The 13,340-nt window shown below is 38.2% G+C and carries 18 protein-coding genes; all 18 read right to left on the bottom strand.

Annotated features, from left to right (window positions below):
- Positions 1 to 603 precede the first annotated feature (603 nt).
- The 18 genes from ACZ42W_RS07860 to ACZ42W_RS07775 all read right to left on the bottom strand — a co-directional run bounded on the left by ACZ42W_RS07860 (position 604) and on the right by ACZ42W_RS07775 (position 13,263).
- Entirely contained in the window at positions 604 to 1,362 is a 759-nt protein-coding gene (locus ACZ42W_RS07860; RefSeq protein WP_464169756.1) for a DUF429 domain-containing protein, read from the bottom strand.
- Positions 1,363 to 1,492: 130 nt separating this feature from the next.
- Positions 1,493 to 2,161 (bottom strand): hypothetical protein, encoded by a 669-nt coding sequence (locus tag ACZ42W_RS07855; protein ID WP_464169754.1) that lies wholly within the window; start codon positions 2,159 to 2,161, stop codon positions 1,493 to 1,495.
- Positions 2,162 to 2,315: 154 nt separating this feature from the next.
- Complete coding sequence (locus ACZ42W_RS07850; RefSeq protein ID WP_464169753.1) at positions 2,316 to 2,627, bottom strand: hypothetical protein; 312 nt, start codon at positions 2,625 to 2,627, stop codon at positions 2,316 to 2,318.
- Positions 2,628 to 2,722: 95 nt separating this feature from the next.
- A complete protein-coding gene (locus ACZ42W_RS07845) occupies positions 2,723 to 3,313 on the bottom strand; it encodes a GNAT family N-acetyltransferase (protein ID WP_464169751.1) in 591 nt (196 codons plus the stop codon).
- A gap of 173 nt (positions 3,314 to 3,486) precedes the next feature.
- Positions 3,487 to 3,927 (bottom strand): GNAT family N-acetyltransferase, encoded by a 441-nt coding sequence (locus tag ACZ42W_RS07840; protein WP_464170908.1) that lies wholly within the window; start codon positions 3,925 to 3,927, stop codon positions 3,487 to 3,489.
- 270 nt (positions 3,928 to 4,197) lie between these two features.
- Positions 4,198 to 4,617, bottom strand: coding sequence for a hypothetical protein (locus ACZ42W_RS07835; RefSeq protein WP_464169750.1), 420 nt, complete (start codon positions 4,615 to 4,617; stop codon positions 4,198 to 4,200).
- Positions 4,618 to 4,629: 12 nt separating this feature from the next.
- Complete coding sequence (locus tag ACZ42W_RS07830) at positions 4,630 to 4,818, bottom strand: DUF4083 family protein (RefSeq protein WP_464169748.1); 189 nt, start codon at positions 4,816 to 4,818, stop codon at positions 4,630 to 4,632.
- A gap of 307 nt (positions 4,819 to 5,125) precedes the next feature.
- Positions 5,126 to 5,641, bottom strand: coding sequence for a GNAT family N-acetyltransferase (locus ACZ42W_RS07825; RefSeq protein WP_464169746.1), 516 nt, complete (start codon positions 5,639 to 5,641; stop codon positions 5,126 to 5,128).
- Positions 5,642 to 5,883: 242 nt separating this feature from the next.
- Positions 5,884 to 6,345 (bottom strand): signal peptidase I, encoded by a 462-nt coding sequence (gene lepB / locus ACZ42W_RS07820; protein ID WP_464169744.1) that lies wholly within the window; start codon positions 6,343 to 6,345, stop codon positions 5,884 to 5,886.
- 183 nt (positions 6,346 to 6,528) lie between these two features.
- On the bottom strand, positions 6,529 to 7,005 hold the full coding sequence (locus ACZ42W_RS07815; protein WP_464169742.1) for an HXXEE domain-containing protein: 477 nt from the start codon (positions 7,003 to 7,005) through the stop codon (positions 6,529 to 6,531).
- A gap of 62 nt (positions 7,006 to 7,067) precedes the next feature.
- Positions 7,068 to 7,499: a GNAT family N-acetyltransferase gene (locus ACZ42W_RS07810; protein ID WP_464169740.1), complete on the bottom strand. Its 432-nt coding sequence runs from the start codon at positions 7,497 to 7,499 to the stop codon at positions 7,068 to 7,070.
- Positions 7,500 to 7,691: 192 nt separating this feature from the next.
- Entirely contained in the window at positions 7,692 to 8,432 is a 741-nt protein-coding gene (locus ACZ42W_RS07805; protein ID WP_464169739.1) for a DUF4386 family protein, read from the bottom strand.
- Positions 8,433 to 8,544: 112 nt separating this feature from the next.
- The gene (locus ACZ42W_RS07800) at positions 8,545 to 9,468 is read right to left on the bottom strand and encodes a TIGR01777 family oxidoreductase (protein WP_464169737.1); all 924 of its coding nucleotides are present in this window, start codon (positions 9,466 to 9,468) and stop codon (positions 8,545 to 8,547) included.
- A 118-nt stretch (positions 9,469 to 9,586) separates the two neighbouring features.
- A complete protein-coding gene (locus ACZ42W_RS07795; RefSeq protein WP_464169736.1) occupies positions 9,587 to 10,015 on the bottom strand; it encodes a hypothetical protein in 429 nt (142 codons plus the stop codon).
- 216 nt (positions 10,016 to 10,231) lie between these two features.
- On the bottom strand, positions 10,232 to 10,780 hold the full coding sequence (locus tag ACZ42W_RS07790) for a hydrolase (protein ID WP_464169735.1): 549 nt from the start codon (positions 10,778 to 10,780) through the stop codon (positions 10,232 to 10,234).
- A 286-nt stretch (positions 10,781 to 11,066) separates the two neighbouring features.
- On the bottom strand, positions 11,067 to 11,603 hold the full coding sequence (locus ACZ42W_RS07785) for a hypothetical protein (RefSeq protein WP_464169734.1): 537 nt from the start codon (positions 11,601 to 11,603) through the stop codon (positions 11,067 to 11,069).
- 147 nt (positions 11,604 to 11,750) lie between these two features.
- Positions 11,751 to 12,287, bottom strand: a complete 537-nt coding sequence (lepB, locus tag ACZ42W_RS07780; protein ID WP_464169732.1) for a signal peptidase I — start codon at positions 12,285 to 12,287, stop codon at positions 11,751 to 11,753.
- A gap of 118 nt (positions 12,288 to 12,405) precedes the next feature.
- On the bottom strand, positions 12,406 to 13,263 hold the full coding sequence (locus ACZ42W_RS07775; protein WP_464169731.1) for an SDR family oxidoreductase: 858 nt from the start codon (positions 13,261 to 13,263) through the stop codon (positions 12,406 to 12,408).
- Positions 13,264 to 13,340: the final 77 nt, after the last annotated feature.

Below are 13,340 nucleotides of genomic sequence, written 5' to 3'. Positions count from 1 at the left end.
TTTAAGAATGCTTTAACTTGAAAATTATTAAATCGAAATCTCCGTTTCTCAGGTTATCCTTTATTTTGATTTCTCTTATCCATTATAAATAAAATGGCCGAAGTTAAGTAGCCCAGTGAAACCAATAAAAAAAATCTAAAGATGCTAGGTGTCATTGCTACGTATAAACTGAGTGGTAGGGAACCAATAAACACAACATACATTAACCAACTTGTTCCATACAATGAAGCAATAAATCCGAGAATCGCCGGTAGTCCAAGGCCTACAAAAGTTATTGGTATCGCTTCATTGAATATATTTGGAATTGCCCATAATATAATCCCGCTTACAGAAGCTACAATTCCAACAAATGCTCCGATTCAGCCTATCATATTCATTTTTTGAAATGACTCTATAATACTTCTCACTGGGAACCCCTCCCCTCTTTGTTATGAACAACTTTATATAATGTATTCCCGCAACTTTCAAAGCAGGATTAGATTACTCCGATATTGTCGTATGATATAACGTTTATGGATTCCCGAAGCGTCCAAAACCACATGCATCATCCTCAAGTTTTGGGAATCCTGTGTTATACGATGGTGATCCTCCCCATAGGAATACTCAAACTATGACTTCTCTCGGCAAATGGTATATCCAACCCTCCTTCTTTGAAGGTTCACACCATTCATTTGTTGGGCCGATTAACTTCGGTAGTTTTTCAAACCTCCCGTTTGCTCCATATGCTATCGCTAAAACTGCACAAATGGCTGCATCACTTTGGTCAGTTCCTTCAATAATACCAGATGGAAGTAGCTCTTTAACTGGATTATGTGCTTTTCCCTTTTCATCTTTTATGAGTGCTGGGTAAACTTCAATAATTATCTTTTTATCCTGTGGCTTTTCCGTCATTGGATGTACCGAATAACCTAGATCTCTACACCATGTCCGAATATGATAAAGCGCTACAGTAGCATTATTTCCTAACTTATCAAACGCGGCGGATAAAGGCTTCTTACCAAATGTTTGGTAAATATACCTCTCTGTATCACGATAAGCTAAACGATTCTCTATCTCTTTTGCTGGTCTTTCGAATAACACCTCGTCACCTGAAACCAGTTTAATGAAATCAGTGGGATAGCCTAAAGGAGCATCTATACCTATTACTATTTTGGTATTTTCATGCATATCAATATTTATGTTTTTAACTGCGGATTCAACTAGTGAACGTGGTGAAAACATCGTACCTGCTGGGATTGAGCAAGCAGTCGAACCTAGCCATTGTATTGTGTCAGTTCCGTCTGTCCATTGGGTAACAGCTACCCCATGTTTTCCACCCATCCAGCCGCCAACATCCCATCCGATTCCTAAAACTCTACTCATTACTTATGTATCCTTTCCCTGGCTGCCCACTGTCGTATAACGTTTTTGTGTTCCCGCAGCGTCCCAACCACATTCATCATCCTCCAGTTACGGGAACTCTGTGTTATGTGATGTTCCGTGCCCCAGACCTCTACTTATCAAAGCGTTTCCTGAAAAGGATGAAATACGTTACTATTAATATCAATGTCATGATTATGATTATTTGTCTGGAATAATTCTGCATCCAATTACCTTCTGAAACTTGCACCGAAGTTGACGGAACTACAACCAAGTTACTTTCTGAAATAAATCTTTCAAATTCCGATTGCTCTTGTTGCAATATCCTCATGTCGTTGATACTTAACTCTTTCAGGATCACTTGTCCATTTGGCCATTCGTCTGGTTGCCGAGTATATTGTTTGGCGTTGAGGATCACAACACCCTTTGGTGTTATAGGTTGATAGAAATTTTCACTTTTTCGTAAAAATAGCAATACTGTCTTGCCCCACTCATCCAACCTATAATCAATTGACGATTTAACAAAACTACTCTGGGACCCTGGTGTTGCTACAATAAACTCCTTTGACTTGTAATCCCCCTTCAAATAGTAACGTACATTGACCTTCCAAAGAGTAAATCCTGAATTTCGTATGCCCATTTTTTCGTCAACTGGACCAATGATTTCCCCTATAAGAATGACTTCTGAGTTTTCAACCAACTGTTGTGGAGTAAACCCTACCCATGATGCGAGAACGCTAGAGCTAAGTAATGCTATAAAAAGCAGAATTACAAAAATCAACACAAACTGCCTTAACTTCATAACTATCTCCTCCCTAGCTAACTTCTTCAAATCAACTTTTTCCCGGAATGTCACATAACTTTAGGGATTCCCGAGGCGTCCTAACCACATGCATCATCTCTAGTTTCGGGAATCCTGTGTTATATGACGATACGCCCTCATATTGAAGCTAAACTCATTCAAGATTCAGATGCGCATTAACATTGTCTATTAATTTATATGCACAAGAGATAATGTCCTTTGTCAATCCATCTTCAGTTATTCCTAAATTTTCATGACCCGTTAACTCATGGTTTATCAATCCGAAATCAGACAGAATTTCAGGCCATTCAAGGTCAGAACATATCCTACCGATTAATGAACATCCCTTTACAGGTAAAAGTTTCCCTTTAATCATTTCCTCTGAAACTAACTTTGCTCGATAATAACCAAGTGCATTCTTCGATGGATAATCAAATCCTAAATAGGTGAAAAGTTCCGCTTTCAAAGTAATGTCATATAACGTCCCGCGTTTTCCTGTAGCGTCCCAACAACATGCATATTTGCAAAGTTACAGGAAAACGCTGTTATGCGATGTTGCATTTAATCTTCACATGCGAATCTCATCAATATCTCATTTCGCGAATTTCTATCAATTTCTGTAAAGCCGAGGGACTTGTAAACCGATACGATCCCTGTAAAGCCAGCAAAACCAGTTAACTTTTTGTCTGGTTCAATGGGATAACCCTCTATAACTTTTGCTCCTTGTGAAAGAGCATATTGCATTGCTTTCTCAACAAGTATTTTCATTAAACCCTTACGCCTAAACTTTTCCTCCACGTAAAAACACACAATAGACCATATATTTTTATCTTCATCCCTATTAAGTTGCCAATACCTATGAAGGGCTTGATAACACTCTCTCGGACCTACCGAGCACCATCCTATGGGCTCGCCGCCTATATAGGCTAAAAAACCCGGTGCCCGTCCTGACCCAACAAGTTCCTTCATTGCCGCCTTATTAAGTTCACCGGTTTGTTCCTCGAATTGCTCTTCCGGTAACCTCCACCACATACACCAGCAGCCGCCGTCTGCACCGTGTTCACCAAATAGTTTTTCAAATTCTGACCAGTGTTCAGGCGTAAGAGGACAAAACCTAATACCCTCAACTGATTCCCACTCTCTCTGCATCATATCTCATCTCCAATCCAATTTCGCATAACGTTTCGGATTCCCGACGTCCCCCCGCCTTAGATAGCTCTTATCTTAGGCGGAGGGATGTGGCGCTTGAACCTTCCCCAAATTTTTACATCTGGCACCCTTGCGGGAATCTATTGTTATGCGATGCGCCGATGAACTGCCACAGATTAAATATCATTTATCTCTATTTTAAAACTATACCCATGTATATCGAAACCCAAAGATTCATAAAAAGAGTGTGCGTCTTTTCGTTTAATGTTACTCGATAATGTAAGTTTATAACAATTTTCTTCCTTGCAACGCTCAATGGCAAATCGTAACATTTGTTTACCTATACCTTTTCTCTGCCAAGAAGTATCAACCACTACGTCCTCGATAACTCCCGATGAAGCTCCCAGATGTCCCAAATTCTCCATAACAAGTAAAGCGAACATTCCAACAACACTTTCACCAACCATTGTAAGATAGATCTTGTAATTAGGGTAAAGATTTATTCTATTATAAATTCCCTTTGCCTTATCCATGTCTAATAACTGGCCGTTATCTAATTGAGAACACAAGGAAAGGATGTCAGGCAAGTCCTTTTCCAAGGCCTCTCGAATTTCCACGTTCAATTCTTCTATGACCTCCTTCAGGCGTTTCGCATAACGTTCCAGGCATTCACGAAGCGTCTTACTACATTCATCTTAGCTAGTTTCGTGAATGCAGTGTTATACGACGTATCGTGCCCCGTGACTCAGACAGCGCCACGGACGGCGCTGCCTTAAATTTAACCGGCAAAACCTTAATTCACAAAATAATAAAAAATCCTAATGAATTAAAAAGGCTTAGCCATATTTGCAGTTGATATATTTCTGTTGATTATCATTGGCGAAATTTCACCAAATCACCTTAATACTCAGCAGTTCTTTAAGTCGTTCATTGTTTCCTCCAACCCATCCGTTGTCTAATAGTCTTTTATATATAAATTTACCGTTTTCGGTTGAGTATATCGTTTCTTCTGACCCGTCTAAATAATCTATTGTAATTGTGTAATAGGGTTCGGTCGTTTGCTCATTTGAACCATTAGGCTTAGTTTCGGTTCGAGTTTTCGTTGAATTGATTAGTTCATAGATTTGTGTAATTAAGTCTTTGTTCTTTTCAGTTGTAAGCTCAGATATGCGATTTCCAGAACTTATCGTCATTTTTTGAACTTCAGATACCTCCGTAATCAAAAGTTTTGCTTGTGAACAACCTTGAAGTAAAAGTGTAAACAACAGAATAAACATAACTGTAATTTTTATTTGTGAACGGACCATATAATCCCTCTCCTATGAGTTTTTCTTACTGTTTTCTAATAGGTTGATTATGCGGTCTAGTTTCTCCAAAATTTCCTTGTCTTTCTTCCTTTTCTTTGGAATGGACACGAAAATGTATATTACTACACAAATAAGAGCAGTGAGTAATAAAAATGATATCGTTTGTGCAACTAAGGTAAAGTCAAATGCAATTAGGTTCATAAAATCACTTCCTTTCTATCGCCACCATTATTCAGATATTCTGTCATGTATATGTTCGATTCGACAAAGTTAATGTAATAGTCTTTACTATAAAGAATCCTTCTAATGTGAACGGAATACCAGATTCGTTTCACCTGCGCCAAGGATGGCGCAGCCTTTGCACGATATGTCGTATAACGTTTCGGATTCCCGCAGCGTCTTTCCGCATTCATCATGGCAAGTTGCGGGAATCTTGTGTTATACGACGTTGGCAAAGAATCACATGCAATAATAAACTTAAATAACTGTCCTTAATAAGGCCTAGATTTCACCTAGAAACCATATTCATGGGTTTTTCCAAACAAAAAAATTCTCCCTTTCTAAATATAACTTTTCCGGCTACCTTGTATCCTAATTTCTGATATAAACCTACTGCTCTCGGATTATTGACAAAAGCATCTAATCTAATTGACTCATATTGTCTATTTTTCGCATGTTCTTCGACAAACTGAACTAACCTCTTTGCAATCCCTTTTCCTTCATAATCCGGATGAACCATTAATCTATGAATGACAGCAATCTTTTCCCCCTCATGTTCCCAATTAATTTTTTTATACTCTTGATCTTGATATTCATTTAATACGATACAGGCTATTATTTCCTCTGAGTTATTATTAAGTACAATGTACATAGTTTTGCTGATGATATCTTCCCATAAGACCTCTCTATTTGGATATACTTCATCCCATTGATCTATTAAGTGATTGGACATGTTTAGTGAGCATTGTTTACATAAATACATTACTTGTTCTATATATCTTTCGGAAGCTTGAATAATGTCCATATTCCACCCTCTTTCAAAGCAAACCTGATACTCAAAATGCTACCCCAGCTTAAATCATTTTGACCAAAATGTTGTATAACGTTTAAGAGTTCCCGCAGAGTCCCAACCACATTCATCTTGGCGAAGTGGCGGGAATACTCTGTTATGTGATGCTCCCGGGCCCAAAATTCATTCTGCCAACTTTCCAGAACGATCTAATGGCCAATATCGAATGAATACCTTCCCCACAATGTTCTTCTTGGCTAAACGCCCCAATAATGACTATCATTACTGTGATTCCGATTATCACCCATTACAAAATATGTCTCTTCCGGAACAATTATTGGTCCATATGTGTAGTCAGGCTTTTCTTTTTCATATGTTTCATTAAGTTCTCTCTCATTAATAAAGACTTTTCCATCCCTTATCTCAACTTTATCACCTGGGAGACCTATTACCCTTTTAACGTAATCAAATCCTCTTTGATCTACATTTAAAGGAGGTTGAAATACGACAACATCTCCTCTATTAATGTCGGTAAATCTGTAGGATATCTTATCAATAAGCAATCTGTCACCAACTTGAATCGTTGGTAGCATCGAGGGTGTTGGTACAACTCTAGCATCGACCACTGTTGCTCTTAACCCCCATGAAATAACGAATGCAAATACTATAATCTTTAATGCTTCTGTAATCTGCCTCAGGATTGTTCTTCTATCAAACATACTTTCCTCCCATATGCTTTTAAGATCTCCCTAAAACCGGGAGTTTCACATAACGACTCGAGTATTGCCGACGCGTCCCAACCACATTCATCTTTGCAAAGTGTCGCTAAACCCTCTGTTAAGCGAAGTACCGCGGGCCCGCGAAGCCAGAGCCGCACGGATGCGGCGCCTTGGACACCCCAACTAATACCCATCAATCAATCTCTTTCCAAGTTTAAATAACGGTTGTAGTGAAGTAAGTGTTACTACGGCGATTACAACAAAACCAATTATCAATTTATAAGCCTCAAGCTGAGCTCCGTATCTCCCAAATATCAAATATAATCCAATCGGCAAATTCAAAAATATACCCGTAAGTGTTCCTGGGGCATACTTCTTAAGAGCTATTGTTGCTATCAGGTGAGGAAAAATTGCATTAAAACACATCATCATTATAAAACCAAAATACAAATACTTTATTATATCATTTGAGTTTCCTGATACTAAGTAAATAAAAGTTAAAACATATCCCAATAATGTCACGACCATGACTGCAAAGTGAAATTCATTATTTGCAACTTGCGGATGGTATCTACCTGCGTACTTTGACCACTTTGGTAACCAGATACCTTCTTCAATATTATGTAATGTAAAGCACATCAAAAATAATAATTCATACATCTGTTTTCTCCCCAATTACATAGAATAACTTCAAACGCGAGACAGGACGCCGAGCCCTTTAATTATTCCAGTTTCTTTTTGAATTCCTTATGTGTGTGGGGACTATATCCAACAGATTCATAAAACTTGCAGGCATCAATCCTATCAGTTTCTGTTACGAGGATTATTTGTGTACATTTATCTGCAGCTTTTCTTTCAAGCTCTGAAATCAGTGCAGAGCCAACTCCTTGATTCCTGTATTTTTCATCAACTATCAAATTTTCTAGAACTATAAACGATTTGCAATCTCCATATAGCTCCTCACAAATTACTCCCATTACTGAGCCAATTATCTGATTGTTTTCAACAGCACTGAGTAATATGTGTGACCCATTCTCTTTAAACTTATCAAACTTTATATACATTGTATCAATACATGATTCCTCATTCCAAAATTGTTTATATAATTGTGCTAATTGAGGAATATCACCTTTAATCATTTCACGTATGATCATTTTCCCTACTCCACCCCTCAATACTTGACGAATGTTCGGATTAGTATACTTAATGGTAATCCGGGCAATGACGCCCGGTCTCCTGCATGGTCTGTCGCCTAGCGTTCTGAGAATTCCCGACGCGTCCCAATCGCATGCATCATCCTCTAAGTGTCGGGAATTTGCTGTTATGTGCAGTAACGGCAGAGGAATTCATTCACTCTTGCTATGATTCGATCCATTTGATATGCCAAAATTACCTAACTGAAGAAATTTTCTTGATATTAATATAGAAAAAACTATCCATGGAATAAGTGAGGCAAGTGAGAAAATGAGTCCTACAGTTCCTGCTGTCGAAGGAATCATCATAAGCAATCCTGAAGATAATCCAATTACAGCGGTCTTCTTACTATAAATAGAACTTTTGAACATTACACATGAAATAATTATTAAAGTAATATCGTTTAAAACATAGTAAATGTCAAACGCAGTTCCTTTCCAAGTGGAAAGCATGGTTTGACCTGCAGAAAGAAATATAGTTTTCGCCGTTTCTGAAACAGCGTTGTAATATAAATTGCTCAAGGCTAACATTTCAAATGCTTTATTTGATGATAAATAAGCTGATATACCCAGAAATCCAAGTATAAGTGCAATTATCATTAGGCTTTCATTCTTTTTCTTGAGTGAAAAATAGAAAGCAAGGTACATGATTGCAACAATTACATTATTAATGATATAAAGTAAATCAAGATGAATTAAACCTAATAGCGCATTATTATGGAATAATTCGAACCAGCCTTTAATAGAATCCGGGAAGGGAAACACTGTAAAAATTGCAATCTGCGTAGGAATAATTATAAGCATAATTATTGTTGCATAGCCTGCGATTTTGTACAGGTATCCCCATTTATCTGGATTAGCTTCATCAAACAGGCTTTTGTTAGTCTCATTCATAAAATAAACCACCCCAACATCTCTATTATAAGACCAAGTTATTGCACATAACGTTCAGGGGTTCCCGCAGCGCCATGCCACTTTCATCTTTTCAAAGTGTCGGGATTCTCTGTTAGACGCCGTTCCGGTTCCCCAGAGCATTTTCTAAAGCTGCCTTTAAGTTTGAAAACCTATATTCAAAATTAGCATTCAGAATTTTCATTGGCACAGCCCGTTGTCCATGAAATAACATTTCCGCCATTTGACCTAAGGCTATTTTTAATAATATCTCTGGAACTGGTAACCATGATGGTCTATTTAGAACTTTGCCAAGTATTTCGCTAAAATCCCTCATTCTTACTGGATTCGGTGTAACAGCATTTATAGGACCATTTAGCTCTTCATGTTCAATTATGAACCTTATCATACTCGATAAATCTTGGATATGTATCCATGAGAGCCATTGATTCCCCTTACCCAATGGGCCTCCTATGTAGAATTTAAATGGCAAAACCATTCTATTTAGTGCGCCTTCTTTTCCCAGAACCACTCCAATCCGAATGGTTACTACTCTTGTAAAATTACTTTGAACCTTGTATGCTTCATTTTCCCAATCTCGGCATACTTGTGCTAGAAAATCCTGTCCTACTTCTTCGGACTCTGTTATCTCTTCATCTTCACGCGGGCCATAATATCCAACTGCTGAAGCATTAATTAAAACCTTTGGCTGAATCGTGCCATTATTAATAGCAGTAACAATCGCATCAGTTGTTCTAATCCTACTTGCTATAATCTCCTCTTTTACTGAACTGGTCCATCGACGATTACCGATCGATTCACCCGCTAGGTTAATTACTACGTCAATTGGCTCCAGCTTTTTAATCGAAGATAAAGGGGAAATATTGTCCCATTCTATTACCTGAATTTCATTTCCTAAGCAGTTGGCAGTTTTTTGAGGATTTCTCGTTACAATATATACCTGGTATCTATTCTCAAGTAATTCCCTTGTTAGATTTCTTCCTACAAAACCAGTTCCACCAAATATTAAAACATTCATATTTCCCACCTCCGGAATGGCTTCTACTTTTCGTGTTCCCATAGCGCCATAATGCATGCATATTGACTAAGTTACTGGAACACCTTGTTATGTAAAGTCAGCCGGCTACGAAGGCCATCTAATCCAGATCATGATGCAACTCTTTAGTCAAAGAAGTAATTAGAACATATCCAAAAATAAATCCAAACGGATTAATATTAGTGAAAAGTTTAATATTTTCTACAGAATAATGGGGAATTAGTAAATAAGGAGGTAGATTCAAGCTTAATAAAAGTGTTGGTATACCAATAACCAACAACTTTATCCATTTAATCGTCCACTTTCCTTGTTTGTGAAACTTCTTAATAAAATTTGGAATGCCTAATATTATCCCAAACAGAATTGGGAATACAGCTGAGAATATGAAATATGGATCAATATTAATAGAATTGTATGTTTCCTTCCAATGTTGCTTTAGCCCGATACCATACTTAGTGCCCCAATATAAAAATAGTAAAACTACGATTATAAAGAATAAGTATTGAGCAAATCGTTTACCTTTGACCAATCTTGCCCCCACCTTTCTCTCTTAATCAATTCATATGCCAGACATAGTTATAAAACACTGTAGTTAGAATTATTCGGCTGATTTTACATAACGTTCTAGGAATTCACGAAGCGCCATACTACCTACTTCATGGCTAGTTTCGTGAATGCCGTGTTATGCGAAGGCCGGACGAAAATACCTTCACGGACCCTAAAATTGAACATATGTCGGATGGATCTATTTGATTAATTTCGACAGTTCCCTAAACAAGGGTGTTCCTGCCTTCTTTATTAAATCGAAGAATACTGTTTCGGTATTAGTAACAACCGCTCCCATGGCTGACATCTGAGATAGACCGTTTCGGTAATTTTCTTTGGTCCGAGAGCAGACCGCGTCTCCTGCCACAAACACCTGGTAACCATGTGCAAGTAAGTCCCTTACAGTTTGAAAAACACAAACATGGGTTTCCATTCCGGCAATAATGATCTTTTTCTTTCCTAATTCTTTTAGGGTAGTGATTACTTCGTCAGTGCAGCCAGAGAAAGTGATTTTTTCGCAAACCGACACTCCTTCAAAATTGTAGTTTACATCCGAAACGGTCTTCCCGAGACCTTTTGGATATTGTTCAGTGACAATTATCGGAATCTTTAAGTTGGTGGAAACAGAAATCAAGGTATTGGTGTTTCGAATAACCTTTTGACCATTCGGCATTGCTGGTACTAGTCGCTCCTGAATATCAATCACCATCAAAATCGCTTCTTCTTGGGTTAAAGTAAATTTGTACAAGATTACCACTCCTCGACTTTAACTTAACCTATTCTAACTTTAATAAAGGACTAAGGCTTTCGCATAACGTTCAAGCATTCCCGCGGCGCCATTCTGCTTTCATATTGGCAAGTTGCGGGAACTCTGTGTTATGTGATGTTCCTGGCCCCAGAGTTCTACTTATCAAAGCGTTTCCTGAAAAGGATGAAAAACGTTACTATTAATATCAATGTCATGATTATGATTATTTGTCTGGAATAATTCTGCATCCAATTACCTTCTGAAACTTGCACCGAAGTTGACGGAACTACAACCAAGTTACTTTCTGAAATAAATCTTTCAAATTCCGATTGCTCTTGTTGCAATTCCTCTTGTCGTTGATACTAAACTCTTTCAGGATCACTTGTCCATTTAGCCATTCGTCCGGTCGCCGAGTATATTGTTTGGCGTTGAGGATCACAACACCCTTTGGTGTTATAGGTTGATAGAAATTTTCACTTTTTCGTAAAAATAGCAATACTGTCTTGCCCCACTCATCCAACCTATAATCAATTGACGATTTAACAAAACTACTCTGGGCCCCTGGTGTTGCTACAATAAACTCCTTTGACTTGTAATCCCCCTTCAAATAGTAACGTACATTGACCTTCCAAAGAGTAATTCCTGAATTTCTTATGCCCATTTTTTCGTCAACTGGACCAATGATTTCCCCTATAAGAATGACTTCTGAGTTTTCAACCAACTGTTGTGGAGTGAACCCCACCCATGATGCGAGAACGCTAGAGCTAAGTAAAGCTATAAAAAGCAGAATTACAAAAATCAACACAAACTGCCTTAACTTCATAACTATCTCCTCCCTAGCTAACTTCTTCAAATCAACTTTTTCCCGGAATGTCACATAACGTTTAGGAGTTCCCGCAGCGTCCCAACCACATTCATCATCCTCTAGTTACGGGAACTCTGTGTTATGTGATGCTCCCGGGCCCAAAATTCATTCTGCCAACTTTCCAGAACGATCTAATGGCCAATATCGAATGAATACCTTCCCCACAATGTTCTTCTTGGCTAAAACGCCCCAATAATGACTATCATTACTGTGATTCCGATTATCACCCATTAGAAAATACGTCTCTTCCGGAACAATTATTGGTCCATATGTGTAATCAGGCTTTTCTTTTTCATATGGTTCATTAAGTTCTCTCTCATTAATAAAGACTTTTCCATCCCTTATCTCGACTTTATCGCCTGGGAGACCTATTACCCTTTTAACGTAATCAAATCCTCTTTGATCTACATTTAAAGGAGGTTGAAATACGACAACATCTCCTCTATTAATGTCGGTAAATCTGTAGGATATCTTATCAATAAGCAATCTGTCACCAACTTGAATCGTTGGTAGCATCGAGGGTGTTGGTACAACTCTAGCATCGACCACTGTTGCTCTTAACCCCCATGAAATAACGAATGCAAATACTATAATCTTTAATGCTTCTGTAATCTGCCTCAGGATTGTTCTTCTATCAAACATACTTTCCTCCCATATGCTTTTAATATCTCCCTACAACCGGGAGTTTCACATAACGTCCCGTGAATTCCCGACGCGTCTCAACCACATGCATCATACTCTAAGTGTCGGGAATTAGCTGTTATGTGAAGTTCGCCCTCGACCCGGGATAAATTCTTCCACTATTCTCTTCCATGCTCGGTATGTGGATTCCCAGATCACGAATCTTATTGGAAACTAAGTTTGTGTTTAGAGGAATTTCGTTTGCCTGTTCTTGTTTTAACATTACTTCCTTAATATTAACGATAATCCCTACCTCTTTCGCAAGAAAATGGTAAAACGTATATGCTGCCATCCTTGGTCCGGCAACATGGAATATCCCAGTCTTTTCTCTTAGTAGTAGAATAACCTTTGCTAGATCTACAACGTAAATTGGATTACGAATTAGATTTGTTGCCTTATAAATCGTGCGGTCATTTTCCGCGGCATTTATAATTTCCCTAAACCTTTTGTCTACTACGTATCCGTTACTTCCGTATAGATAACTTGGACGAATAATTAGATTCTGTCCCGAGCGGATAATCCTCTCCGACTTAAATTTCTGCTTTCCATAATCGGTAATTGGATTAGGAACACTGTCCTCTGGATACTTATCCTCTTTTCCATCAAAAACCGCATCAGATGATATAAAAATAGTTTTGATTCGATTTCCCTGCAAAGTGTGAAGCAGTCCATTGTAATTGCTGAGTATTATTTTGTTCAGTGAGCCATATTCAACATTTGATGCAACAATGACTATATCCGTTGTTTGAATCAACTGTAGTATGGCAATAACGCTCTGTTGATCGTCAAAATCTACGCGAACATGACTCGTGTTGCTATTCTTAATAGGACATGGGGTGGTGCGATATGTGGCAATCACTGGGTAAGTTCGACTGGCCAAATCTGTAATAGCAGTCCCTAAATATCCACTAGCCCCAATGACAATGATTTTCTTCATCTAATCGGACCTCGATTCATAACATGCAAGCGAATTACACATAACGTCCCGCGTTTTCCTGTAGCGTCCCAACAACA

The sequence above is a fragment of the Desulfitobacterium elongatum genome, assembly GCF_055378975.1.
Note: the sequence above shows the minus strand (reverse complement) of the source record. Positions and strands in the feature narration are given on the sequence as shown.